Source organism: Rhizobium etli CFN 42, from assembly GCF_000092045.1.
Classification (GTDB): domain Bacteria; phylum Pseudomonadota; class Alphaproteobacteria; order Rhizobiales; family Rhizobiaceae; genus Rhizobium; species Rhizobium etli.
The window spans coordinates 155,214-178,447 of sequence record NC_007761.1 but is presented as its reverse complement, the minus strand read 5'-3'; the positions used below and the strand labels follow the sequence as shown (position 1 = coordinate 178,447).

17 protein-coding genes are annotated in these 23,234 nt (G+C 61.9%); 14 read left to right on the top strand and 3 right to left on the bottom strand.

All coding sequences use genetic code 11. The features are described 5' to 3' along the window. The first annotated feature begins 1 nt into the window (after nt 1). The 10 genes from phnL (at nt 2) to RHE_RS00780 (ending at nt 8,868) form a co-directional block, all read left to right on the top strand. Nucleotides 2-709, top strand: a complete 708-nt coding sequence (gene phnL / locus RHE_RS00825; protein ID WP_011423556.1) for a phosphonate C-P lyase system protein PhnL — start codon at nt 2-4, stop codon at nt 707-709. Further along, the gene (locus RHE_RS00820; RefSeq protein ID WP_011423555.1) at nt 706-1,323 is read left to right on the top strand and encodes a DapH/DapD/GlmU-related protein; all 618 of its coding nucleotides are present in this window, start codon (nt 706-708) and stop codon (nt 1,321-1,323) included. Before phnL ends, RHE_RS00820 begins: the two co-directional genes overlap by 4 nt. A gap of 117 nt (nt 1,324-1,440) precedes the next feature. Beyond that, a complete protein-coding gene (gene phnC / locus RHE_RS00815) occupies nt 1,441-2,286 on the top strand; it encodes a phosphonate ABC transporter ATP-binding protein (RefSeq protein ID WP_011423554.1) in 846 nt (281 codons plus the stop codon). 87 nt (nt 2,287-2,373) lie between these two features. After that, nucleotides 2,374-3,279 carry a phosphonate ABC transporter substrate-binding protein gene (gene phnD, locus RHE_RS00810; protein WP_011423553.1) on the top strand — a complete coding sequence of 302 codons (906 nt, stop codon included), beginning with the start codon at nt 2,374-2,376 and terminating at the stop codon, nt 3,277-3,279. A 172-nt stretch (nt 3,280-3,451) separates the two neighbouring features. Next, complete coding sequence (gene phnE / locus RHE_RS00805) at nt 3,452-4,411, top strand: phosphonate ABC transporter, permease protein PhnE (RefSeq protein ID WP_011423552.1); 960 nt, start codon at nt 3,452-3,454, stop codon at nt 4,409-4,411. A 7-nt stretch (nt 4,412-4,418) separates the two neighbouring features. Continuing rightward, nucleotides 4,419-5,762: a phosphonate ABC transporter, permease protein PhnE gene (gene phnE, locus RHE_RS00800; protein WP_011423551.1), complete on the top strand. Its 1,344-nt coding sequence runs from the start codon at nt 4,419-4,421 to the stop codon at nt 5,760-5,762. Between the two features lie 140 nt (nt 5,763-5,902). Beyond that, nucleotides 5,903-6,598: a DUF1045 domain-containing protein gene (locus RHE_RS00795; protein ID WP_042117702.1), complete on the top strand. Its 696-nt coding sequence runs from the start codon at nt 5,903-5,905 to the stop codon at nt 6,596-6,598. Nucleotides 6,599-6,610: 12 nt separating this feature from the next. Continuing rightward, complete coding sequence (locus RHE_RS00790; protein ID WP_011423549.1) at nt 6,611-7,750, top strand: alpha-D-ribose 1-methylphosphonate 5-triphosphate diphosphatase; 1,140 nt, start codon at nt 6,611-6,613, stop codon at nt 7,748-7,750. Beyond that, a complete protein-coding gene (gene phnN, locus RHE_RS00785; RefSeq protein WP_020920088.1) occupies nt 7,747-8,352 on the top strand; it encodes a phosphonate metabolism protein/1,5-bisphosphokinase (PRPP-forming) PhnN in 606 nt (201 codons plus the stop codon). Before RHE_RS00790 ends, phnN begins: the two co-directional genes overlap by 4 nt. 9 nt (nt 8,353-8,361) lie before the next feature. Continuing rightward, nucleotides 8,362-8,868: a GrpB family protein gene (locus tag RHE_RS00780; RefSeq protein WP_011423547.1), complete on the top strand. Its 507-nt coding sequence runs from the start codon at nt 8,362-8,364 to the stop codon at nt 8,866-8,868. Between the two features lie 33 nt (nt 8,869-8,901). Here the strand turns inward: RHE_RS00780 and RHE_RS00775 are convergent, their stop codons facing one another. Together RHE_RS00775 and polA are read right to left on the bottom strand one after the other, a co-directional pair. Beyond that, nucleotides 8,902-11,229, bottom strand: coding sequence for a DNA translocase FtsK (locus tag RHE_RS00775; protein WP_011423546.1), 2,328 nt, complete (start codon nt 11,227-11,229; stop codon nt 8,902-8,904). Nucleotides 11,230-11,397: 168 nt separating this feature from the next. After that, a complete protein-coding gene (gene polA, locus RHE_RS00770) occupies nt 11,398-14,397 on the bottom strand; it encodes a DNA polymerase I (protein WP_011423545.1) in 3,000 nt (999 codons plus the stop codon). A 407-nt stretch (nt 14,398-14,804) separates the two neighbouring features. On the opposite strand from polA, the gene RHE_RS00765 reads away from it, so the two are divergent. Further along, nucleotides 14,805-15,221 (top strand): MarR family winged helix-turn-helix transcriptional regulator, encoded by a 417-nt coding sequence (locus tag RHE_RS00765; protein ID WP_011423544.1) that lies wholly within the window; start codon nt 14,805-14,807, stop codon nt 15,219-15,221. A 6-nt stretch (nt 15,222-15,227) separates the two neighbouring features. Here the strand turns inward: RHE_RS00765 and RHE_RS00760 are convergent, their stop codons facing one another. After that, a complete protein-coding gene (locus tag RHE_RS00760; RefSeq protein ID WP_011423543.1) occupies nt 15,228-17,615 on the bottom strand; it encodes a bifunctional diguanylate cyclase/phosphodiesterase in 2,388 nt (795 codons plus the stop codon). Between the two features lie 211 nt (nt 17,616-17,826). Between RHE_RS00760 and RHE_RS00755 the strand changes: the two genes are divergently transcribed. From RHE_RS00755 to RHE_RS00745, 3 genes are all read left to right on the top strand, one after another. Next, complete coding sequence (locus RHE_RS00755) at nt 17,827-19,215, top strand: dipeptidase (protein ID WP_011423542.1); 1,389 nt, start codon at nt 17,827-17,829, stop codon at nt 19,213-19,215. Between the two features lie 401 nt (nt 19,216-19,616). Beyond that, nucleotides 19,617-20,303 (top strand): SH3 domain-containing protein, encoded by a 687-nt coding sequence (locus RHE_RS00750; protein ID WP_020920082.1) that lies wholly within the window; start codon nt 19,617-19,619, stop codon nt 20,301-20,303. A gap of 532 nt (nt 20,304-20,835) precedes the next feature. Next, nucleotides 20,836-23,166 carry a transglycosylase domain-containing protein gene (locus RHE_RS00745; RefSeq protein WP_011423540.1) on the top strand — a complete coding sequence of 777 codons (2,331 nt, stop codon included), beginning with the start codon at nt 20,836-20,838 and terminating at the stop codon, nt 23,164-23,166. Nucleotides 23,167-23,234 lie beyond the last annotated feature (68 nt).

Sequence of the window (23,234 nt, the reverse complement as noted above, 5' to 3'; positions counted from 1 at the left end):
AATGCCAACGCCCCTCGTCGTTTCTGAAGTGTCGAAGAGCTTCACCATGCACCTGCGCGACGGCATCCGGCTGCCCGTCGTCTCCGATGTCGCCTTCTCGGTCGCGTCAGGCGAATGCGTCGTGCTCGGCGGCCCCTCTGGCATCGGCAAGAGCTCGCTGCTCAAGATGATCTACGGCAATTACGCCGTCGATACGGGCCAGATCCTCATCCGCCACGATGGACGGATCGTCGATCTCGCCGCCGCCGATCCGCGCACCGTGCTCAAAGTTCGCCGCGATACACTCGGCTATGTCAGCCAGTTCCTGCGCACCGTACCGCGCGTGGCGGCGATCGACGTGGTGGCCGAACCGCTCGTGGCGCGCGGCGAAGAAATCGTCGTTGCACGCGAAAAGGCAGGCGCGCTGCTCGCCGAGCTCAACCTGCCGGAGGCGCTGTGGCAGCTTCCGCCCGCCACTTTCTCCGGCGGCGAGCAGCAGCGCGTCAACATCGCCCGCGGCTTCATCACCGAGCATACGATTTTGCTTCTCGATGAACCCACAGCCTCGCTCGATGCGAAAAACCGCGCCGTCGTCGTCGGCATGATCGCGGAGAAGAAAAAGGCGGGCGTCGCCCTTCTCGGCATCTTCCACGACGAGGAAGTGCGCGAGGCCGTCGCCGACCGCATCCTCGACGTCCAGCAATTCTCTCCTCGGAAGATCGCCGCATGAGCCGCCAGTTGGGCATCGAGCCCTATATCCACGAAACGGCTGATGTCAGCGGCTCCACTTTCGGGCGCTTTACCGAGGTCTCCGAACGCTGCCGCATCAGCGAAGCCACTTTCGGGGACTATTCCTACATCATGCAGGACGGCTCCGTCTGGTGCGCGACGATCGGCAAGTTCGTCAACATCGCTGCCGCCGTGCGCATCAACGCCACCAACCATCCGACCTGGCGCGCCACTCTGCATCATTTCACTTATCGCGCCGCCGACTATTGGCCGGACGCCGACATGGAGACGGACTTCTTCGCCTGGCGGCGCTCGAACCGGGTGACGATTGGCCACGACGTCTGGATTGGCCATGGCGCAACCATCCTGCCGGGCGTCAATGTCGGCAACGGTGCCGTCATCGGCGCCGGCGCGGTGGTATCGAAGGACGTCGCGCCATACACGATCGTCGGCGGCGTGCCGGCGAAACTGATCCGCGAACGGTTTTCGAAACCGGTCGGCGAACGCATGGACCGGCTCGCCTGGTGGGACTGGGAGCACGACCGGCTGCGCCAAGCCTTGCAGGATTTTCGCAACCTTAGCGCGGAAGATTTTCTGGCGAGATATGGCGGCTAGACTTCCGATACAGGCGCGGAGAATTGTGACACGAACTACACAAATATGACACGTGAGGTTCATGAAGCGGGACTAATGCGATGCTGACTAAGGCCTGGAGCGCAAGGGAAGAGCATGATGTTCGAGCTGAAGGATGTCACCCGCCGTTTCGGGAAGAAGCTCGCCGTCGACGCCGTGACGCTCACGATTCCTCAGGGTCAGATGGTCGGCATCATCGGCCGCTCCGGCGCCGGCAAGTCGACGCTGCTGCGCATGATCAACCGGCTGCAGGAGCCGAGCTCCGGCTCCATTCATTTCGCCGGCGTCGAGGTCTCCGGGCTTCGCGGCCGGGCCTTGCGCAACTGGCAGCGCGACTGTGCGATGATCTTCCAGCAGTTCAATCTGGTGCCGCGCCTCGATGTTCTGACCAATGTTATGCTCGGCCGCCTCAATCACCGTTCGACGCTTCTGAGCCTCCTCAACATCTTCACCCGCGAGGAGCGCGTGCATGCGATCGCGGCACTCGAACGCCTCGGCATCGAGCAGACGGCGCTGCAGCCGGCCGGCACCCTTTCCGGCGGCCAGCAGCAGCGCGTGGCGATCGCCCGCGCGCTGATGCAAAACCCGAAGATGGTGCTCGCCGACGAGCCGATCGCCTCGCTCGATCCGCTGAACGCCAAGATCGTCATGGATGCACTGCGCGACATCAACGAGCGCGAGGGCATCACGGTCGTTACCAATCTCCACACGCTCGATACCGCCCGCAACTATTGTGAGCGCATCGTCGGCATGGCCGGCGGCCGCGTCGTCTTCGACGGCAAGCCCTCGGATCTGACCGCCGAAGCGGTGAAGGAAATCTACGGCACGGACAAGGACGGCGCCGGCATCGACGAAACGATGACCTCGACATCAATCGATATCGCTCCCGAGCGGGCAGACAATCAATCCGCTGGCATCCAACCGCTGGCCCTGGCCGGCCTCTGAGCGGGACGGCCGCGATCGAACGCCCGCGTCAAGGGCACACTTCTTGGTAACGGAAAGCCGGGGACACCGGTCAACAGGAGAGAACGCATGTTGAAGAAAGCACTCTTTGCGGCAACGGCGCTGTTCGCGCTCGCCGGCGCCACCAATGCCGCAGACCTCAAGGAATTCCGCATCGGCATCCTCGGCGGCGAAAACGAAACCGACCGCCTGCGCAATTATGCCTGCCTTGCCGACCACCTCAAACAGGAATTCGGCTTCGAGAAGGTCTCGCTCTTCCCGGCCGCCGATTATGACGGCGTTATCCAGGGCCTGCTCGGCGGCACGCTCGACTTCGCCGAACTCGGCGCTTCCGGCTACGCCTCCGTCTACCTCAAGGATCCGAAGGCCGTTACGCCGATCCTGACGACGCAGCAGAAAGATGGTTCGACGGGTTATCACTCGATCGGCCTCGCACTGAAGTCCTCCGGCATCAAGACCATCAAGGACGCCAAGGGCAAGAAGCTCGGCTACGCCGATCCGGACTCCACCTCCGGTTACCTCGTTCCGCTGACGCAGATCCCGAAGGACACCGGCATGCCGAACGACAAGTTCTTTGCCTCGACCCAGTTCAACGGCGGTCATGAAAACAACCTGCTTGCCGCCTATGACGGCAAGGTCGACGTTGCCGTCGACGACAGCTCTGGCATCGGCGATTTCAAGGACGGCTACACCTCCGGCACCTTCCGCAAGGAAGTCGACAAGGGCGCCGTGGACCCGAACAAGCTCGTTGAAGTCTGGCGTTCGCCGCTGATCCCGAACGGCCCGCTCGTCGTGCGCAACGGCCTCGGCGAAGAGTGGCAGACGAAGCTCGCAGCCTTCTTCACAGCCCTGCCGGAGAAGGATCACAAGTGCTTCTCGGCTGTCGAAGGCGGCGACTACAAGGGCTATGCCCCCGTCAAGCACGACTTCTACAATGCTATCGTCGAAGTTCGTAAAGCGGCCATCGGCGGCTGATCGCCTTTTCAATGCGGGGCGGCCGGCGACGGCCGCCCCTTCTTTTGTGACTACAGCGCCGCGCGTCTTTTCAGACGCGTAAAGGACGCTGTCGAACTTTGAATTGCTACATAATTCCATCCTCAAATCGAACTCGATTTAAGGATGGAATTATGTAGCAGGCGGGGCATCCATGACTATTGCCAATACACAGCCGCGCAGGCAGAGCACGCAGGAGATCGGGACCGCCTGGGAGCGGATGGTCGCCAGGCGCCGCTTTTACACCATCCTTGGCCTGGTTATCCTCATCGTGGCTTTCGTCAGTTCCGTCCGATTCGCCGACGAGAGCAATGCCGGTCATTTCTTCGACCGCCTGCCACATCTCTTCGACTTCCTGAGCTGGCTCATCCCCAAGGATTGGAACGACGTCTGGCGCGCGCTTTTCGACATAACGAGCGTCAACGACAAAGGCGGCGAGGAATTCAATTTCGACAAGGGACGCGTCTACGTCTCGAGCGCCTTCTACATTCCGGAATATTTCGAGCTGATGATCGTCACGATCAACGTGGCGCTGATCTCGACGATTGTCGCTTTCATCTTTGCGGTTCCCTTGAGCTTCTTTGCCGCGCGCAACCTCACGAGTTCATGGCCGCTGCGCATCTTCACCAAGCGGCTGATGGAGTTCCTGCGCGCCTTCCCCGAAATCGTGATCGCCGGCCTGTTTTCGGCGATCCTGTCGATCGGGCCGGTCGCCGCCATCATCGCCATCACCCTGCACACGATCGGCGCGCTCGGCAAACTCTTCTACGAAGTCGCCGAAAATATCGACATGAAGCCGCATGAGGGGATGAAGGCCGTCGGCGCCAACTGGTGGGAGCGCGTGCGTTTCGCCGCCCTGCCGCAGGTGCTGCCGAATTTCACCTCCTATGCGCTCTTACGCCTGGAGATCAACGTGCGCGCCTCGACCATCATCGGCGCCGTCGGCGGCGGCGGCATCGGCGAGGAGCTGAAGCTTTCGATCTCGCGCGGCTTCGGCGCCAAGACGATGGCTCTCGTTCTGCTGCTCTTCGTGACGATCATCGCCGTCGACCAGTTCTCCGCATGGCTGCGCCGCCGTCTCGTCGGCGAGCACGCTTTCCTTCTGCAACATTGAGGCCGCCATGACGGTGATCGACGCAAACCGCATGCATGAGATCGAAGCGCGCTATCCGGAATATTTCCACCGGTCGTTCCGCCAGCGTTTCGGCGGGCTGATGATCCTCGTTGCGACGCTGGCCTACGGCCTCTACGCCGTCTGGTTCTTCGACCTGCAAAAGCTTCTTGCCGAGGCCCACTGGGAGCGCGTCGGCATCTATCTCAGCCAATGGGTGAGCTACGATGTTCAGCCGGACTTCCGCATCCAGGACGACGGCTCGATCGAGGTGCGTTATCCCCGCTTCTCGCCGCTCGGCGATAATCCGCATCCGGACTGGGTGGTCAACAACCCCGACGGCAGCATTACCGTTTCGATCAGCGGCGCCAGCCGCAGCGTCACCGTCTCGAAAAGCGAGACGATCGTGACCGCCCATGGCGTCAGCATCCCCATCGAACTCTCGAGCGGTGCGCCGAAAGTGGTCGGGCCGGTGCCGAGCTGGATGACCGTCTATGACGACAATGTGCTCGCGGATCTCGGCTTTGCCGGCGACGTCAGCATTTCCCTCGATCGCGTGAAGGTCCGCAAGCGTTTTATCGGCTGGGCGAATTTCATCTTCGACACGCAATCCGCCTTCTTCGACAAGCCGGTCGGCGAAGTCATCGGCCTCATTGTCTCCGGCCCTCGCATCAAGCCCGACCAGACCAACCTGTCGCTGGCCTTAGAGGATATCTGGAACAACAGCGAATGGCAGCATGGCGACGTCTGGACCAAGCTTTTCCAGACGATCGTCATGGCCTTTCTCGGAACGCTGCTCGGCGCGCTCGCCGCCTTCCCGCTCGCGTTCCTGGCAGCGCGCAACATCACGCCGCACCGCCTCCTGAACCAGATTCTCAAACGCTTGTTCGATTTCCTGCGCTCGGTCGACATGCTGATCTGGGCGCTGTTCCTGACCCGCGCCTTCGGCCCCGGGCCGCTTGCCGGCAGCGGCGCGATCTTCCTTACCGAGACCGGCACGCTCGGCAAGCTTTATTCCGAGGGGCTCGAGAACATCGACAACAAGCCGCGGGAAGGCATCACATCGACCGGCGCCCAAACGGTGCTCGTCCATCGTTACGGCATCATGCCGCAGATCATTCCCGTCATCGTCAGCCAGACGCTTTACCAGTGGGAATCGAACGTGCGCGGCGCCACCATCATCGGCGCCGTCGGCGCAGGCGGTATCGGCCTCAAACTCTGGGAGGCGATGCGCACCAACGCCAACTGGGAAAACGTCGCCTATATGGTCATTCTGATCCTGATCGTCGTCTTCCTGTTCGACGGCGCTTCGAACGCGCTGCGCCACCGGTTGATGGGCGCGAAGACGCACTGAGCGCTCGATGAAGGCGATGGCGGCGCTGCCGGCATCATCATTCTGTCACGGAAATCTTTTAGCCGGGAGCCTGCTTGCGGTTCGCCGCCAAATCACTGCACATTGCCCTCCCCGTTTCGACGATCCCCAGGATAAAAGCCTTGCGCTACGCTCTCTATTTCTCGCCGCCGAAGGATGATCCTCTGACCGGCGCGGCTTCGCTCTGGCTCGGTCGCGATGCTTTCACCGGCGACACCTATCCTGCATCCGAACATGAGACGCTGAGTGCGGCAGAGCAGTTCGAGCTGACCGCCGACCCACGCCGCTACGGCTTTCACGCGACGATCAAGGCGCCGTTTTCGCTTGCCGCTTCCGTCACCGAAAGGGATCTCATGGCTTTCGCCGAGGAGTTTGCCGCCCGGACGCCGGCCTTCGAGATACCCCAGCTCGTGCTCGGTCAGCTCGGTCGTTTTTTTGCCCTTGTTCCGGCTTCTCTTCATCAACCTCTTCAGGATTTCGCAGCGAAGGTGGTAAAGTCCTTCGAGCCGTTCCGCGCAACGCTTTCCGAGGTCGATGTCGCGCGCCGCAATCCGGAGAGGCTCAGCGACAGCCAGCGCGCCAATCTGCAGCGCTGGGGCTATCCTTACGTCATGGAGGATTTCGGTTTCCACATGACACTGAGCGGCCAGGTGCCGGAGACACGTACCGAGACGATGAAAACGATCCTGGCGGAGCGTTTTGCCGGTTTCATCGGCCGGCCGCTTTCGATTTCCGGCCTCGCCGTCTTCATCGAGGAGACGCGCGGCGCCCCGTTCAAAGTTCATTCCTGGCTGCCGCTTTCCGGCGCCAAAAGCTGAAAGATCGACGATATGAGCAAAGAGACCGTCTTTTCCAACGCCCGCATCGTTCTCGAGGACGACATCCTTTCAGGATCGATCCTCATCCGCGACGGCAAGATCGCCGATATCTCCGAAGGCAATTCGGTAGCCGGGGAAGATTTCGAGGGCGATTACATCATTCCCGGCCTCGTCGAACTGCATACCGACCATCTCGAAGGCCATTACCAGCCGCGCCCGGGCATCCGCTGGCACAAGACGGCTGCCGTCCAGGCGCATGACGCCCAGATCGTCACATCGGGCATCACGACGGTGTTCGACTGCCTGCGCATGGGCGCGGACGAGGACGGCGGTTTCGAACATGGCGAGATGCGCGAGATGGCCGACGCCATTCAATCGGCGGAGAAGGAAGGCCGGCTGCGCGCCGAGCACCTCATCCATCTTCGCTGCGAGGTTTCGGCCGACAACGTGCTCGAACATTTCGCCGATTTCGAAAACGATCCGCACGTGCGGCTGGTCTCGCTGATGGATCATGCGCCCGGCCAGCGGCAATTCCAGACGATGGATCAATATATCTTCTACTACCAAAAGAAGCGGGGCCTGAGCGACGAGGCCTTTGCCCGTTTCGTCGCCAAGCGCCAGGCGGAATCGGCACGCAATTCGACGCCCCATCGAAACGCCATCGCCAAGGCGTGCGCCGAGCGCGGCATCACGGTCGCAAGCCATGACGACGCCACGCTCTCTCATGTCGACGAGGCGATCGACAATGGCGTGCGCCTTGCCGAGTTTCCAACCAGCTTCGATGCCGCCCGGGCATCGCACGAGCACGGCATGAGCGTGCTGATGGGCGCGCCGAACATCGTGCGCGGCAAATCCCATTCCGGTAATATCGCCGCCCGCGATCTCGCCGAAATGGGCGTGCTCGACGTGCTGTCCTCCGACTACGTGCCGCTCAGCCTGCTGCATGCACCCTTCATCCTTGCCGACGAGGTGGAGAGCATCACCCTTGCGAAAGCGATCGCGATGGTGACGTCGACGCCTGCCCGCACCGTCAGCCTCGACGATCGCGGCCGGATCGCGACCGGGCTGCGGGCCGATCTCGTCCGTGTCCACCGCTCGCACGGCGTGCCGGTGACACGCTCCGTCTGGCGCCAGGGACGCCGTGTCGCATGACGCCGCACGAACCCCACGCGGCAGCAGGAGCCGAGCGCGGCATCATGGTCGTGGTCGTCGGGCCGAGCGGCGCCGGCAAGGACACGCTGATGAACCTCGCTGCGCGGCGTTTTTCTGGCCGCGACAACGTGCATTTCGCCCGCCGGGTCATCACCCGCCACCGTAATGCCGGCGGCGAGGATCATCTTTCCGTCTCCCTCGAAGGCTTTGCCGCCATGGAGCAGTCAGGCTCTTTCGCGGTCTGGTGGGAAGCGCATGGCCTGAGATACGGCATTCCGGCCGAAGTTTCGGTGGCGCTGTCGCGAGGCCACGTCGTCGTGGCCAACGGCTCGCGCTCGGCGCTTCACCGCTTCCAGGCCGCTTTCCCGCGGCTGAAGGTCATCAATGTCACGGCCCGCCCCGAAGTGCTCGCCAGCCGGCTGGAAGCGCGCGGCCGCGAGACACATGAGGACATCATGGCCAGGCTCGCCCGCGGGCCGCTGACCGTGCGTGGCGACTATGACGTGACGGAGCTCGACAATAGCGGCTCGCTCGAAGAAGCCGAGCAGAAGATGATCGCGATCCTGGAAGGATTGCTGGCCGAAGTGCCGCGACCACAGTAGAGAGGCAGGATGCGCGCCATCAAAGTCGTCGATTACGACCCTTCCTGGCCGCTGCTCTTTGCCGAAATCAGCGCCGAAGTCGCCACTTCGCTCGGTGATCTCGTGCTGTCCGTCGATCATATCGGCAGTACATCGGTGCCTGGTCTTGCGGCCAAGCCGAAGATCGATTTCGATGTCGTTGCAACATCCGATAAAGCGCTACCGCCAGCAATCGAATTAATACGCGCCGCCGAATTCATCTTCCACGGCGACCCTCATGGAGACGGTCGCTGGGTCTTTACCCGGAATCGCGAGTGTTACGGGTTCAGGCTCTATCTTTGCGGTCCCGACAATCGTGCGCATCAGGAACGCCTCCTGTTTCGCGATTATCTCAGAGATCATCCCGACAGAGCCAACGCCTATGTCGACCTGAAGCGCCGGCTGGCCGCGGAGGCAGACGGCCATTGGGATTTCTATACCGGCGGAAAATCAGCCTTCGTCAGTGAAACGGTAAGGTTGGCCATGTTGAGAAGATGAGACCGAAGCCGTTGGCAATTCGGTCGTCGTCAATCAGTCGCCGTCGCCCCGCCCGGAGATGATTTCGCGCTTGCCGACATGATTTGCCGGCCCGACGAGACCTTCCTTCTCCATGCGCTCGACCAGTGAAGCGGCGCGGTTATAGCCGATGCCGAGGCGGCGCTGGATGTAGGAGGTCGAGCACTTCTTGTCGCGCATGACGACCTTGACCGCCTGCTCGTAAAGCTCGTTGCCATCCTCGGAGGCCATGGCGCTCTTGTCGAAAACGGCGCCGGCGTCCTCCTCTTCCGGCTCTTCCTCCTCGTCGGCGGTCACGGTGTCGAGATATTCGGGGCGACCCTGCGTCTTGAGATGCGCAACGACTTTCTCCACTTCGGCATCGGAGACGAAGGGACCGTGGACGCGGGCGATGCGTCCGCCGCCCTGCATATGCAGCATGTCGCCCTGGCCGAGCAACTGTTCGGCGCCCTGTTCGCCGAGGATGGTACGGCTGTCGATCTTCGAGGTGACCTGGAAGGAAATTCGGGTCGGGAAATTCGCCTTGATCGTGCCGGTAATGACATCGACCGAGGGGCGCTGAGTCGCCATGATCAGGTGAATGCCGGCGGCACGCGCCATCTGCGCCAGACGCTGGATCGCACCCTCGATCTCTTTACCGGCGACCATCATCAGGTCGGCCATTTCGTCGACGATGACGACGATATAGGGCATCGGCGCAAGATCCAGCTCCTGCTGCTCTTCGATCGGCGCACCGGTTCCCTTGTCGAAGCCGGTCTGGACCATGATGTGGATGGTCTCGCCTTTTTCGCGTGCCTGGGAAACGCGGCCGTTATAGCCGTCGATGTTGCGCACGCCGAGGCGTGACATCTTGCGATAACGCTCCTCCATCTCGCGAACTGCCCATTTCAACGCCATGACCGCCTTCTTCGGATCGGTGACGACGGGCGTCAGCAGATGGGGAATGCCGTCATAGACGGAGAGTTCGAGCATCTTCGGGTCTACCATGATCAGCCGGCACTGTTCCGGCGTCATGCGGTAGAGCAGCGACAGGATCATCGTATTGATGGCGACCGATTTGCCCGAGCCTGTGGTGCCGGCGACGAGCAGATGCGGCATCTTGGCGAGCTCGGCGATCACGGGCTCGCCGCCGATGGTCTTGCCCAAGCCGAGCGCCAGCTTGTAGCCGCTCTTGTCGAAATCCTGGCTCTCGATCATCTCGCGGAAATAAACTGTTTCACGGGTGACGTTCGGCAGCTCGATGCCGATGACATTGCGGCCGGGAACCACGGCGACCCGGGCCGAAAGCGCCGACATCGAGCGGGCGATATCATCGGCCAAGCCGATGACGCGCGACGACTTCACGCCGGGCGCCGGCTCGAATTCATAGAGGGTGACAACAGGGCCGGGGCGGACATGAATGATCTCGCCCTTGATTCCGAAATCCTCAAGCACACTTTCCAGAAGACCGGCATTCTGCTCCAGCGTCTCCTGCGACATGATCTCGCCGAGACGTTCAGGCGGCTCCTGCAAAAGAGCGCGCGGCGGGAATTCATAACCCGATGCATCGATCTTCTCCGGCCTCGCCGCAAGGCGCGGCGACGGCAGGACTGCGGCGACCGGGGGCGTCGGCCGAGGCACGGGGGCGGCCTGAGGCACCGGCGTGACCTGAGGCATCGGCGCAGTCTGGGGCGCTACCTGCGGCCCCGGCGCAGTCGCCGCCTCGCGGATACGGACGGGCCTTTCCAGGGAAATCGCCGGCGGCGGGCGCGAAGCTACCGGCGCGGGCGTTGCAGCCAGTGGCTGAACCGGTCGGGATGCCGCCTGAGCGGGTTTCAGCGCGCCCGGACGCCATTCCATGACGCGAAACAGCGAGGTGATTGATTCGGGCGCGGTCTCGATCTTCGGAAGAATGATCGAGGGCGCGCGTACCGGTTCGCCCTCCTCGAAGGCCATGACTTCCCAGAAGGCAAAATCGGAAATCGAAGACAGTTCGGAAGCGACGCGCAGGGTAGGCGCCTCCGCCGCGGCGGTCGGCGGCTGCAGCGTCTCGATCTCCGCCTGCGCTACGGCAGGTTCGGGCTCCGGCAGGTAAATGTCGAACGGCACGTCGACTGCGACCGGTTCTATCCGTATCGCCTGTTGTTCCGCTTCCGGTTCGCTGCGAATGGACTCGTTCGACGGGCGGCGGCGGCTGATCAGAGTTTCGGGCGTGCGGGTGAAGCGAACATTCGGCGCGAGCGAGAAGTTGCTCTGCCAGATCGGCGCCGGCGGCCTCTCGCCTGGATTTTCCTCCGGAAGCTCCGTTTCAATGCCGCTGGAAAAATCTGCGGCATCCGTCAAATTGGTTCTGGGAAAACGCATGCGTCCGCTACTCACTCATGCCTAACAAATTACGACCCCACCGGGATAGAAAAGGAAGGTTAATAAGTTCCTTCCAGCCGTATCGTTCCGACACAGCCCAGGGAAATATATGATCGTGATCTCAATGAGTTAGGAAAGCGGAAAATCTTTTTCGTTTTGGGAAGGCGGTTAATGCGCCTCGTCCCAATTGGTGGCGGCGCGCGCATCGACCTTGAGCGGCACGCGCATTTCGAGCGCCGGCATCGTGGCGTTTTCCATAACCGAGACGATGATCGGCATCGCCTTTTCGACATCCTCGTCCTCGACCTCGAAAATCAGTTCGTCATGCACCTGCAGCAGCATGCGCACACGCTCGGCAAGACCGGCTTCGGCGAGCGCGGGCTCCATCTTGATCATCGCCCGGCGGATGACGTCGGCCGCGGAACCCTGGATCGGCGCGTTGATCGCCGCCCGTTCGTTGAAGGCGCGCACCGAAGGGTTGGAAGAGCGGATTTCCGGATAGTTGATGCGGCGGCCGAAGATCGTTTCGACATAACCCTTGTCGCGGGCCATCGCCTTGCGGCTTTCCATATAGTCGCGGATCCCGGGGAAGCGCTCGAAATATTTCTTGATGTAGTCGCCGGCTTCCGAGCGCTCGATCGAAAGCTGGTTGGCGAGACCGAAAGCGGAGATGCCGTAGATGATGCCGAAATTGATTGCCTTGGCGCGGCGGCGAACTTCACCCGGCATGCCTTCGACCGGCACGCCGAACATTTCCGACGCGGTCATGGCGTGAATGTCGACGCCATCCTCGAAGGCTTTGGTCAGCTGCGGGATCTCGGCCACATGGGCAAGCACCCGCAATTCGATCTGACTGTAGTCGGCAGAGATCAGCTTGTGACCCGGCGTCGAGATGAAGGCGGTGCGGATCTTGCGGCCTTCTGCGGTGCGCACCGGAATGTTCTGCAGGTTCGGTTCGGACGAGGACAGGCGCCCCGTGGTCGTCGAAGCCAGCGAATAGGAGGTGTGGACCCGCCTGGTTTCCGGATGGACATAGCCCGGAAGCGCGTCGGTATAGGTGGATTTCAGCTTGGTGAGCTGGCGCCAGTCGACAATCTTGCGGGGCAGCTCGAAGCCGGCGGCGGCGAGATCCTCAAGCACGGAGGCGGAGGTCGACCATTGTCCGGTTTTCGTCTTGCTGCCACCGGCAAGGCCCATTTTGCCGAACAGGATATCGCCGAGCTGCTTCGGTGAGCCGATGTTGAACCGTTCGCCAGCCAGCGTGTAGATCTCGTCTTCCAGGCGCGCCGCACCCTGGGCCAGTTCACCGGACAGGCGCGACAGGATCTGCCGATCGACGGTGATGCCGCGCGCTTCCATGCGCGCCAGCACCGGCAGCAGCGGCCGCTCCAGCCGCTCATAGACGCTGGTCAGCCCTGCCGCCGCCAGCCGCGGCTTCAGGACGAGCCAGAGGCGCAGCGTCACATCGGCATCTTCGGCGGCATAATGGGTGGCGCGATCGATGTCGACCAGATCGAAGGTGATGTTCGCTTTGCCGCTGCCAGCGACATCCTTGTAGGGGATCGGCGTATGGCCGAGGAATTTTTCCGAGAGCGGGTCCATGCCATGGGCGCCGGTGCCGGCGTCGAGGACATAGGAGATCAGCATCGTGTCGTCGAAGCTCTTCGTCTCGACGCCGTAGCGCTTCATCAGGAGGTAGTCGTATTTCAGGTTCTGGGCGACCTTGAGAACCGATTCGTCCTCCAGCAATGCCTTCAGCCGCGGCAAGGCATCGCGCATGGGGATCTGGTTTTCGGCAAGGCCGCCGCCGAGCAGATCGCCAACGCCGTCCTTATGGGCGAGCGGCACATAGGCGGCACGGATCTTGGTGCCGGTGGGATCGGCGACATTGTCGGCGATCGCCATCGCAAAGCCGACAAGCTCGGCCTGCATCGCATCCAGTGACGTGGTCTCCGTATCGAAAGCGATGAGCCCTGTGTCGCGCGCAGCGGCAATCCATCGGTCGAGCGTCGCCAGATCGCGGATCGTTTCATAGGTCGAGTGATCGAAGGGCAGCGTCGCAAAAGCCTCGGCCCGCGCCTTGGCAAGATCGGCGGGCGAAAAAGCGCCTTCGACGCCGGGCTTCGCCTTTGCACGCGACGGCACGGGCACCGATTCGCCCGAAACGTCGGGGATGCCGCCGGCAACCGGCTCCGGCTCGGCGGCATCGAGATCCGGACCATGGGCAGCCGCGCCCCATTCGATGGGAACGACCGCCGGTTCGATGACGCTCGCATCGCAATCGCAGACTTCGGCGACGCGGCGCGTCAACGAGGTGAATTCCATCGTCTTGAGGAAACCGATCAGCTTTGGGCCGTTCTGCGGTTCCAGCACCAGCGCGTCGAGATCGAGATCGAGCGGCACGTCGGTGCGCAGGCGGACGAGGTCGCGCGAGAGCTTGGCCATTTCGACATTGGCAAGGATCGTCTCGCGACGCTTGACCTGCTTGATCTCGGTGGCGCGTTCGAGCAGCGTGTCGAGGTCGCCGTATTCCTCAAGCAGCTGGGCGGCGGTTTTAGGGCCGATGCCGGGAATGCCTGGAACGTTGTCGACGGAATCGCCGGTCATCGCCTGCAGGTCGATCATCTTTTCCGGCGGCACGCCCCATTTCTCGACGACATCGGGAATGCCGATCTGTTTGTCCTTCATGCTGTCGTACATGTGGACATTGGGAGTGACGAGCTGCATCAGATCCTTGTCGGAGGAGACGATGGTGACGTCGGCACCTGCCGCCTCGGCCTGGCGGGCATAGGTGGCTATGATGTCGTCAGCCTCGAAGCCTTCGGTCTCGATGCAGGGCAGGTTGAAGGCGCGGGTCGCCTCTCTGATGAGGCCGAATTGGGGAATGAGCTCTTCGGGCGGGGCCGAACGATTCGCCTTATAGGCGTCGTAGAGATCCTTGCGAAAGGTCTTTGCGGAATAATCGAAAATCACGGCGAGATGGGTCGGTGTTACCCCGACATCGGTGTTGCGCGCATCCCGCAAGAGCTTCCACAGCATGTTGCAGAAACCGGAAACGGCGCCGACCGGCAGGCCGTCCGATTTGCGCGTCAGCGGCGGCAGTGCGTGAAACGCCCGAAAGATGAAGCCGGAACCATCGACTAGGAAGAGGTGATCGCCTTTTTTCATGTGCGCATGGATAGCGCGGGCAGGAAACGAGGTCCATATAAAGTTCGGCCAAGAGCGGAAGGATTTCCGCTCACCAAACTGTTACCGATTTGTAACGTACCGTGACCCTTGAAAAACCACATTCGTAGCTACAAATCGATGTCACCGGCGCTATTGATCGCGTCGCGGGTCTGATTACCGGCTTGTCCCCCGCCGCATCAGGCTTGGACAAAGGCCTTATCCCCCTCTCCGGGCCTTTGTCCCCATTTTAAAGTCGCCATGGCCAACCTCCAGGTCATGGCGACTTTTGTTTTCCAGGTCTGCGCAGTTCTGATCGCGGCTTGCATTTTTTGGGGCATCCTTTGCGATTTGCTGCATTGTCTCCGGCACGGTTTTGAGCCTAACTTGCAATCATGGGATTTAACCGCATGGATTCGGGAGCTTACCTTGCCAGCCAGCTGGCGAAGGGTTTTGCCCGCTCGCTGCACCAGCGCGCGGTAGGGCTCGGTTTCTCTCCCGGCCAGTTTCCCATCCTGCTGGAACTCTGGGCCGAGGATGGGCTGACCCAGAAACAGCTTCTCGACCGAGTCGCTATCGAGCAGGCGACCATGGCCAATACGCTTTCGCGCATGGTCCGCGACGGGCTGATCGAACGCCGGCCGCATCCGTCCGACAAGCGGGCGCAGCTGATTTTCCTGACGCCGAAGGCCCGCGCCATGGAGGCTGAGGCGATCGAGACCGCGCGTGAGGCGGATCTGGCGCTGTTCAAAGGCTTTCGCGGATTCGAGCGCGAGCTGACGCTCGAATATATCCGCCGGCTGCTGGAAAACGCCAAGGCGCTCTGACCGGGCCTACTCCCAGGCAAGACGCGTCGGTCGCCGCCGCGCTATCGGCAGTGCGTCGGCGTCAGCCGTCGAGGACAGGAGGTCTTTACGGGCGGCGAGCTTGATGCTCGGTTCGATATCCGGCTTGCCGAGCAAAAAGCCCTGTACCTGGGCGCAGCCTTCTTCGACGACGATCTGGCGCTGCGTCTCGGTTTCGACGCCCTCCGTCACGACAGGCATGCCGAGGCTGTGGCCGAGGCCGATGATTGCGCGCACGATCGAACGTGACGCTGCGTCATGTTCCAGCATGCCGGTGAAGCTGCGGTCGACCTTGATCTTGTCGAACGGGAAGGTTCGCAGGTTGGAAAGCGAGGAAAAACCGGTGCCGAAGTCGTCCATGACGATGTGAACACCCAGACTGCGCAGGCGCTGCAGCGTGGCCATCACCCGATCGCGATCACGGATGAGAGCGGCCTCGGTGATTTCGATTTCCAGCCGGTCGGGCGCGAGCCCCGTTTCCTCGAGGATTGCCTCGATCCGCTCGCAAAGGTTGGGCAGCATGAACTGCACCGGCGAAACGTTGACGGCGATCGTCAGCGGATGCGGCCAGCGCGCAGCCTCTGTACAGGCATCGCGCAGTACCCATTCGCCGAGCTGGACGATCGATCCGCTTTCCTCGGCGATTGGAATGAAGACATCCGGCTCGCTGATGCCGTGCCCCGGCCGGTTCCAGCGCATCAAGGCCTCGTAGCCGCTGACCTCGCCGCTGAGTGCACCGTAAATCGGCTGGTAGCTGACATGGATCTGATTGCGGGTGATGGCGTGGCGCAGTTCGCTTTCGATCTGGCGGCGGGCTCGCGTGGCCTCGTCCATTTCCGCGTCGAAGAAACAGGCCTTGCCGCGGCCGCCGTGCTTAACCCGATAGAGTGCGATATCGGCGTTGTTGCAGATCTCGTCTGTCTCACGTCCATCGGCCGGATAAAGGGCGATGCCGAGGCTGACGCCGACGGCTGTGGGGTCGCGTGCCGTATCCATTTCGGCGGCGAATTCGTCCAGGATCGCGGCTGCGAGCTTCTGCGCCGCCGCCGGTTGCTGTCCGGCGGGCTGGATGATGGCAAATTCATCGCCGCCGAGACGGGCGATCGTATCGCTTTCATCGGCCACGCGACGGAGGATCGAGGCAACCTTGCAGAGAATTCGGTCGCCCTCGGCGTGGCCGAAAATATCGTTGACGCTCTTGAAACGATCGAGATCGATATAGAAGAGGGCCACCTCGCTGTTCTTTCGTTCGGCCATCTGCAGCGCCTGGCGGATGCGCGTGTCGAACAACGACCGGTTCGGAAGACCGGTGAGAACATCGTGGTGGGCGAGATGTTCTATCATCTCCTCGGCCAGCCTGCGCTCCGTCAGATCGCGCACCGCCAGCACGTCGCAATTGTGCCCGCGATAGACGATCCTGCTCGTATTCACATCGACGGCGATCTCCTTGCCGCTGCTGGTAGTGAGCAACGTCTCGCCGGGCCTGTTCTGTCCCTGTATGACGGTCAAGGCAGCGGACGGCGCCTTGCCGACGAGATCGGCAAGCTTCCAGCCGGAAAGAACTTGGAACCGTTCGTTGGCATCGATGATCCTGCCTTCGCGCAGGATCAGCAACCCTTCCTGCGAGGCATTGGCGAGCCCTCTCAGATCCGTCAGATGGCTTTCGATAAAGACCACCGCGATAACGGTCAGAATGAGAGCCGTCGCCGCTACCACGACTATTGCCGCCAACAGACTGGTATCGAGCACCATTGCCCGGACCTCTTTGCCGGGATCCGGCACAAGCGTGATGCTTGCCATCGAAATGAAGTGGAGAGCGCAGATTGCAAGGACGAAGGTGACGGACGAGGTGAGGAGCCGCCCCAGACCTCTCCATTGGAAGAAGGCGTAGAAGGCAGCGCTCGACAGCAGCGCCCCCGCGAGAACCGCACTCAGCGTCATATAGGGATTGTAGACGACTACCGCCTGTGTCTCGATCGCCTGCATACCGGTCAGGTGCATCGAGGCGATGCCGAGCGCCATGATGACGCCGCCGCGGATGCGCGAAAACCTGCCGCGGCTCTCCGAAGCGACGACGATCGCCGCCCACGAACCGGCAACCGACAGGAGGAAGGAAAGCGCCGTCAGCCCCAGTTGGTAGCTGATCGGCATGCCGCCGTCATAGGCCAGCATCGCGATGAAATGCGTTGCCCATACGCCGGTGCCGAAAGCGAAAGCCGCGGCGCCAATCCAGAGCTTGCGGCGCCCGGCATCGCATTCTTGAGCGCGCGAAAGCGGCAGCATCGCTGCCATCGCGCCGACCAGACAAACCGCGGCGGCCGCGAGCACCAGCCGCCAATCGTGATCGTCCCGAATACATGTAATGACCGAAAACATCCGCTCCCCCGAACAGCTGAATTCAGTCAGGTTATTTAGGTTGTACTAAATAACTGTAAATTGAATTAGAAGCTTCTTCTATATTATCAGACAATCTTCTTGCGCCCGATCTGGATATGGCCGCTTTTGCGCCGCCCATTTTTGCTTTTCCGCCTCGCCTGCCTTCCTCGTTTGGTCTATCGTCCGGCCAAATTTCAAAAAGGAATCGAAAATGACGGATCTACAACAGGTGCTTGCGCGCGCGGATCAGAACCTTTCCTCGAGCCTCGAAAAGCTGTTCGAGCTTCTGCGCATCCAGTCGATTTCCACCGATCCCGTCTACAAGGCCGAATGTCGGAAGGCAGCCGAATGGCTGGTCGCCTATCTCGAAAGCCTCGGCTTTACCGCCTCGGTGCGGGACACACCGGGCCACCCGATGGTGGTCGCCCACCACGCCGGCGCTTCCGCCGACGCGCCGCATGTGCTTTTCTACGGGCATTACGACGTGCAGCCGGTCGACCCGATCGAGCTCTGGGAAAACGATCCCTTCGAGCCATCGATCAAGGATGTCGGCGATGGCCGCAAGATCCTGACCGGGCGCGGCACCTCCGACGACAAGGGCCAGCTGATGACCTTCGTCGAAGCCTGCCGCGCCTATAAGGAGATCAACGGCGCACTTCCCTGCCGCATCACCATTCTGTTCGAGGGCGAGGAGGAATCGGGCTCACCGTCCTTGAAGCCTTTCCTCGAAGCCAACGCCGCCGAACTCAAGGCCGATTATGCGCTTGTCTGCGATACCGGCATGTGGGACCGCGACACGCCGGCAATCGCCGCGGCACTGCGCGGCCTCGTCGGCGAGGAAGTGGTCGTGACGGCCGCCGACCGCGACCTGCATTCCGGCCTCTTCGGCGGCGCTGCGGCCAATCCGATCCATATTCTCGTCGAGGCGCTTGCCGGCCTGCATGACGAGACCGGCCGCATCACGCTTGAGGGCTTTTACGACGGCGTCGAGGAAACGCCCGACAACATCAAGGCGTCATGGGAGACGCTCGGCAAGACGGCCGAGAGCTTCCTCGGTGAAGTCGGCCTTTCCATTCCCTCCGGCGAAAAGGGCCGGTCGGTTCTGGAACTCACCTGGGCGCGGCCGACGGCCGAAATCAACGGCATCTGGGGCGGATATACCGGGGAAGGCTTCAAGACGGTCATCGCCGCCAAGGCCTCGGCCAAGGTTTCATTCCGGCTCGTCGGCACTCAGGATCCGGCTGCTATCCGCGAGGCTTTCCGCAGCTATGTCAGATCGAAAATTCCGGCCGACTGCTCGGTGGAATTCCATCCGCATGGCGGCTCGCCGGCGATTCATCTCTCCTATGATTCGCCTGTTCTGACCAAGGCGAAGACGGCGCTTTCCGATGAGTGGCCGAAACCTGCCATCGTCATCGGCATGGGCGGCTCGATCCCGATCGTCGGAGATTTCCAGAAGATGCTCGGCATGGAATCGCTGCTCGTCGGCTTCGGCCTCGCCGACGACCGCATCCATTCGCCGAACGAGAAATACGAGCTTGTTTCCTACCACAAGGGCATCCGCTCCTGGGTGCGGATCCTTCAGGCGCTCGCCGGCTAAAACGGCGATGGCGCGCCTTCCGGCCGGCTCGTCAAAATCAAAAACAAAAGGCCGGTCGCCCGGCCTTTCGTCATCCGCTCGGCTCGGTGCCAGTTCATCCGTGGTCAAGGAGCAAGCGAGTATTGCCGTCAGATTGCCGCGCGAAGGTTAACAGACGGTTAACGGTCCTCTCATGAGCAACTCTCGACGGACCCATGAGAGTGCACCCGGATCGTGGGCGCACAAATCTCCCCCCGTTCAAGCTACGTTCATCGCGCTCGACCTATAAAGCATTGAAAGAAAAAGCGAATGGTGACGCCCTAACAAATGCCGGCGATCGCTCTATCTTTGTTCCAGATGGCATATGCCAAGGAAAGGCAGCCGAGCGCTGTCAGAAAACACGCCAACGAGGAGTGAGAAGCGTGAAAAACCTTATCGTCAAAATAGCCGCGGCCGCGCTGCTTGTGCTGGCTCCGGCAATAGCACAGGCCGCCGAGGGTTACTCGACGGCAAACGTCAACATGCGCGCAGGTCCGAGCACCCGGTATCCCGCCGTCGCCGTCATACCCGCCGGTTCGTCCGTCGAAATCCGTGGATGCCTTTCCAACGTCAACTGGTGCGACGTCGAGTTCTACGGCGGCCGCGGCTGGGTCTCCGGCCAGTACGTGCAGGCCGTCTACGAGCAACGCCGTGTCTATGTCGGTCCGCAATATTACCGTCCGCTGGGCATTCCGATGGTAACCTTCAGCGTCGGCAATTATTGGGACCGCTACTACCGCGGCCGCGATTTCTATCGCGAGCGTGACCGCTGGAGCCGCGGCCCGGACTATTATTACCGCGACCGCGACTACCGGGATCGGGATTACCGGCGGGAGTATCGGGATCGGGATTATCAGGTCCGCGAGTACCGGGATCGTGACCGCGACCGGCGCGACGACGCCCGAAGGGAGGAACGCCGCAGAGAGGTCCGCAGGGATGACGACAACAGGAGTTCGGATTTCCGCGATCTGCCGCAGTTCAGAGGCGGGAAGGCCGACACCTACAATCATCCGGATCCAAGGGCTTCGCCTTTCGTCTGCCGCCCGGGCGATCCCTCCTGCGGCGACTGAAATATCGTGGGCGGCAGCAATGCCGCCCTTTCTGCACAGAATCACTGGAAAGCGGAGCCACGAAAAAGCCCGGTGCTCCTTGGGGGGATGCACCGGGCCTGATGTCGATCGGCCGCGTTGAGGGGAGACGGCCGATCATTCGCGGGACGTGAGGGGCTGTCCCGCTTCTCCATAAACAGCCGTCGAGCCTATTGGTTCCGCTCGCTGCATAATTCTTTAAATCAGCAATTCCCTTTGATTGCTGCAACGCCTCCGGGCTCTGTGGACATGACCTGCGCGGCTCGACAGCGCGACCCACCTCACTCGTTGTCCTTTAACACCCCGTTAAATCGCCGCAATTACAGTTCAGTCGGATGATCGCGTCGCCTGCTGCATAATTCCTTAAAACGAAATCAGTTTAAGGACAAAATTATGCAGCACTTCAACGTGCTATAGCGTCCTTCGCGCCTCTAGAGAGACGCCCGGCGCTGTAATAGGGCGCCGTTATGCGAAGTGGGCTTCGCGATCGAACAAGGGATGCGACCGGTCCGCGATGGCAGACAGAGGCAGATCAAGCGACAGAATAGAACCGTCCTTCAGCGGTCGCTCGGCCCGCGATAATGATGAATTTTCGCTCGATGCCGATGACCGCGTCATCGGAAGCAGATCCGCGCGGCGCGGCGGCTCCAAGCCTCTACCGCAGCGTGCCGCCCGCCAGCGGCGGCGGCGTGAGCCGCGGGAGCGTGAAGGCGGCGGCCTTTTCGGCTTCCTGCGCGGCGTGGTCTACTGGTGCGTTGTGCTTTTCATCTGGGCAGGCATCGGCGTTGCCGGGCTCGTCCTCTATTACGGCTCGCGCATGCCGAGCGCAAGCACATGGGCGATCCCCGAGCGGCCGCCGAACGTCAAGATCACCGCCGTCGACGGCAGCGTCATTGCCAATCGCGGCGCCACCGGCGGCGAGGCGCTGTCGCTCGAAAACATGTCGCCCTACATTCCCGAAGCCGTCATCGCCATCGAGGATCGGCGTTTTTATTCACACTTCGGCGTCGATCCGCTCGGCCTCGGGCGGGCGATCGTCACCAATTTCACGGCCGGCCACATGGTGCAAGGCGGTTCGACGCTGACGCAGCAGCTTGCCAAAAATCTCTTCCTCTCTCCCGAAAGAACGCTGGAACGCAAGGTGCAGGAGGTGCTGCTCGCGCTTTGGCTGGAGCAGAAATATACCAAGGACCAGATTCTTGCGATGTATCTCAACCGCGTGTTCTTCGGATCGAACGCCTATGGCGTCGAGGCAGCGTCGAGGCGCTATTTCAACAAATCGGCGCGGGATGTGAACCTCGGCGAAGCAGCGGTGCTGGCAGGCCTGCTCAAGGCGCCGTCGCGGCTTTCGCCGGCCCGCGACGCTGAAGCGGCGAATGCGCGCGCCCAGCTCGTGCTCGCGGCGATGCGCGAGCAAGGTTTCATCACCGATTCCGAGGTCAAGACAGCGATGTCGCAGACCCCCGCTTCGGCCAAGAGCTACTGGTCGGGCGCCGGGCATTATGTCGCCGATATGGTGATGGACGAATTGCCGGGCCTGATCGGCGACGTCAAGGAAGACATCATCGTCGATACGACCATCGACAAATCGCTGGAGAAGAAAGCTGAGCAGTCGCTGGTCGACGTGCTCGACAAGGAGGGCGGCAAGCTCGACGCCTCGCAGGCGGCCCTGGTCTCGATCGACGGCACCGGGGCGATCCGGGCACTCGTCGGCGGCAGAGACTATGCGACGAGCCAGTTCAACCGCGCCGTCAAGGCCAAGCGCCAGCCGGGATCTTCGTTCAAACCCTTCGTCTATACCGCGGCGCTGGAGAAAGGGCTGACGCCTTTTTCGGTGTTTAATGACGCGCCGATCCGCATCGGCGACTGGACGCCGGAGAATTACGAGAAGAAATACAATGGCGAAGTGACGCTGGCCACCGCGCTCGCCAAGTCGCTGAACACGGTGGCCGCGCAGCTGGTCATGTATGACGGGCCGGATCAGGTGATCAAACTTGCCCACCGGCTCGGGATCGAAAGCGAGCTGCAGCCGAACGCCTCGATTGCGCTTGGGACGTCCGAAGTGTCGCTGATGGAACTGACCGCCTCCTATGCCGCCTTCATGAACGGCGGCTACAAGGCGACGCCGCACGTCATCCGCCGGGTGACGACCGCCGAGGGCAAGGTCCTCTACGAAAATACCTATGACAGCCCGCCGCGCGTGCTTTCAGAGCAGATCGCCGCGCAGATGGATACAATGATGATGGGCGTCATCGAAAACGGCACCGGCAAGAGTGCTAAGATTCCCGGCTGGCAGGCGGCGGGCAAGACCGGCACGACGCAGAATTCGCGCGACGCGCTGTTCGTCGGCTTCACCAGCAATCTCACGACAGGCGTCTGGTTCGGCAATGACGACGGCAAGCCGATGAAGAAGGTGACCGGCGGCGGTCTTCCTGCCAAGGCCTGGAAGGAATTCATGATCGCCGCCCACAAGGGTCTTTCCCCGGCGCCGCTCTTTGGCAACGGCCAGATGATCGACAAGCCGGACAGCGGCCAGCCGATGGCGCAGGCAGCGCCCGACGGCGGGCAGCCGGTCACGGCCGAAGTGCCGCCACCGACGACGATCGGCGGCATCATATCCGGCGTCTTCGGCGGCGGCGAGAATGCCGAGCGCTATCCGCAGGCGCCTGTCCGGCAGCAGCGGGCAAGCCCCGGAAACGGCCCTGTCCCTCCTGCAGACGTTGCCGAAGGCGGCGGTTCAGGCTACGACGGCATCGTGCCGCCCGGCGATGTCGGTGGGTCGCAGACGACCTCTTCGGTGCAGCCCCGGCGCACGACCCTGCTCGATCTGATCATGGGTCAATGAGATTCCGTGCTGCATGCCCGGCGCAAGCCATACTAGAAATCGCACGCTTTCCGGGATCGGGCGACCTC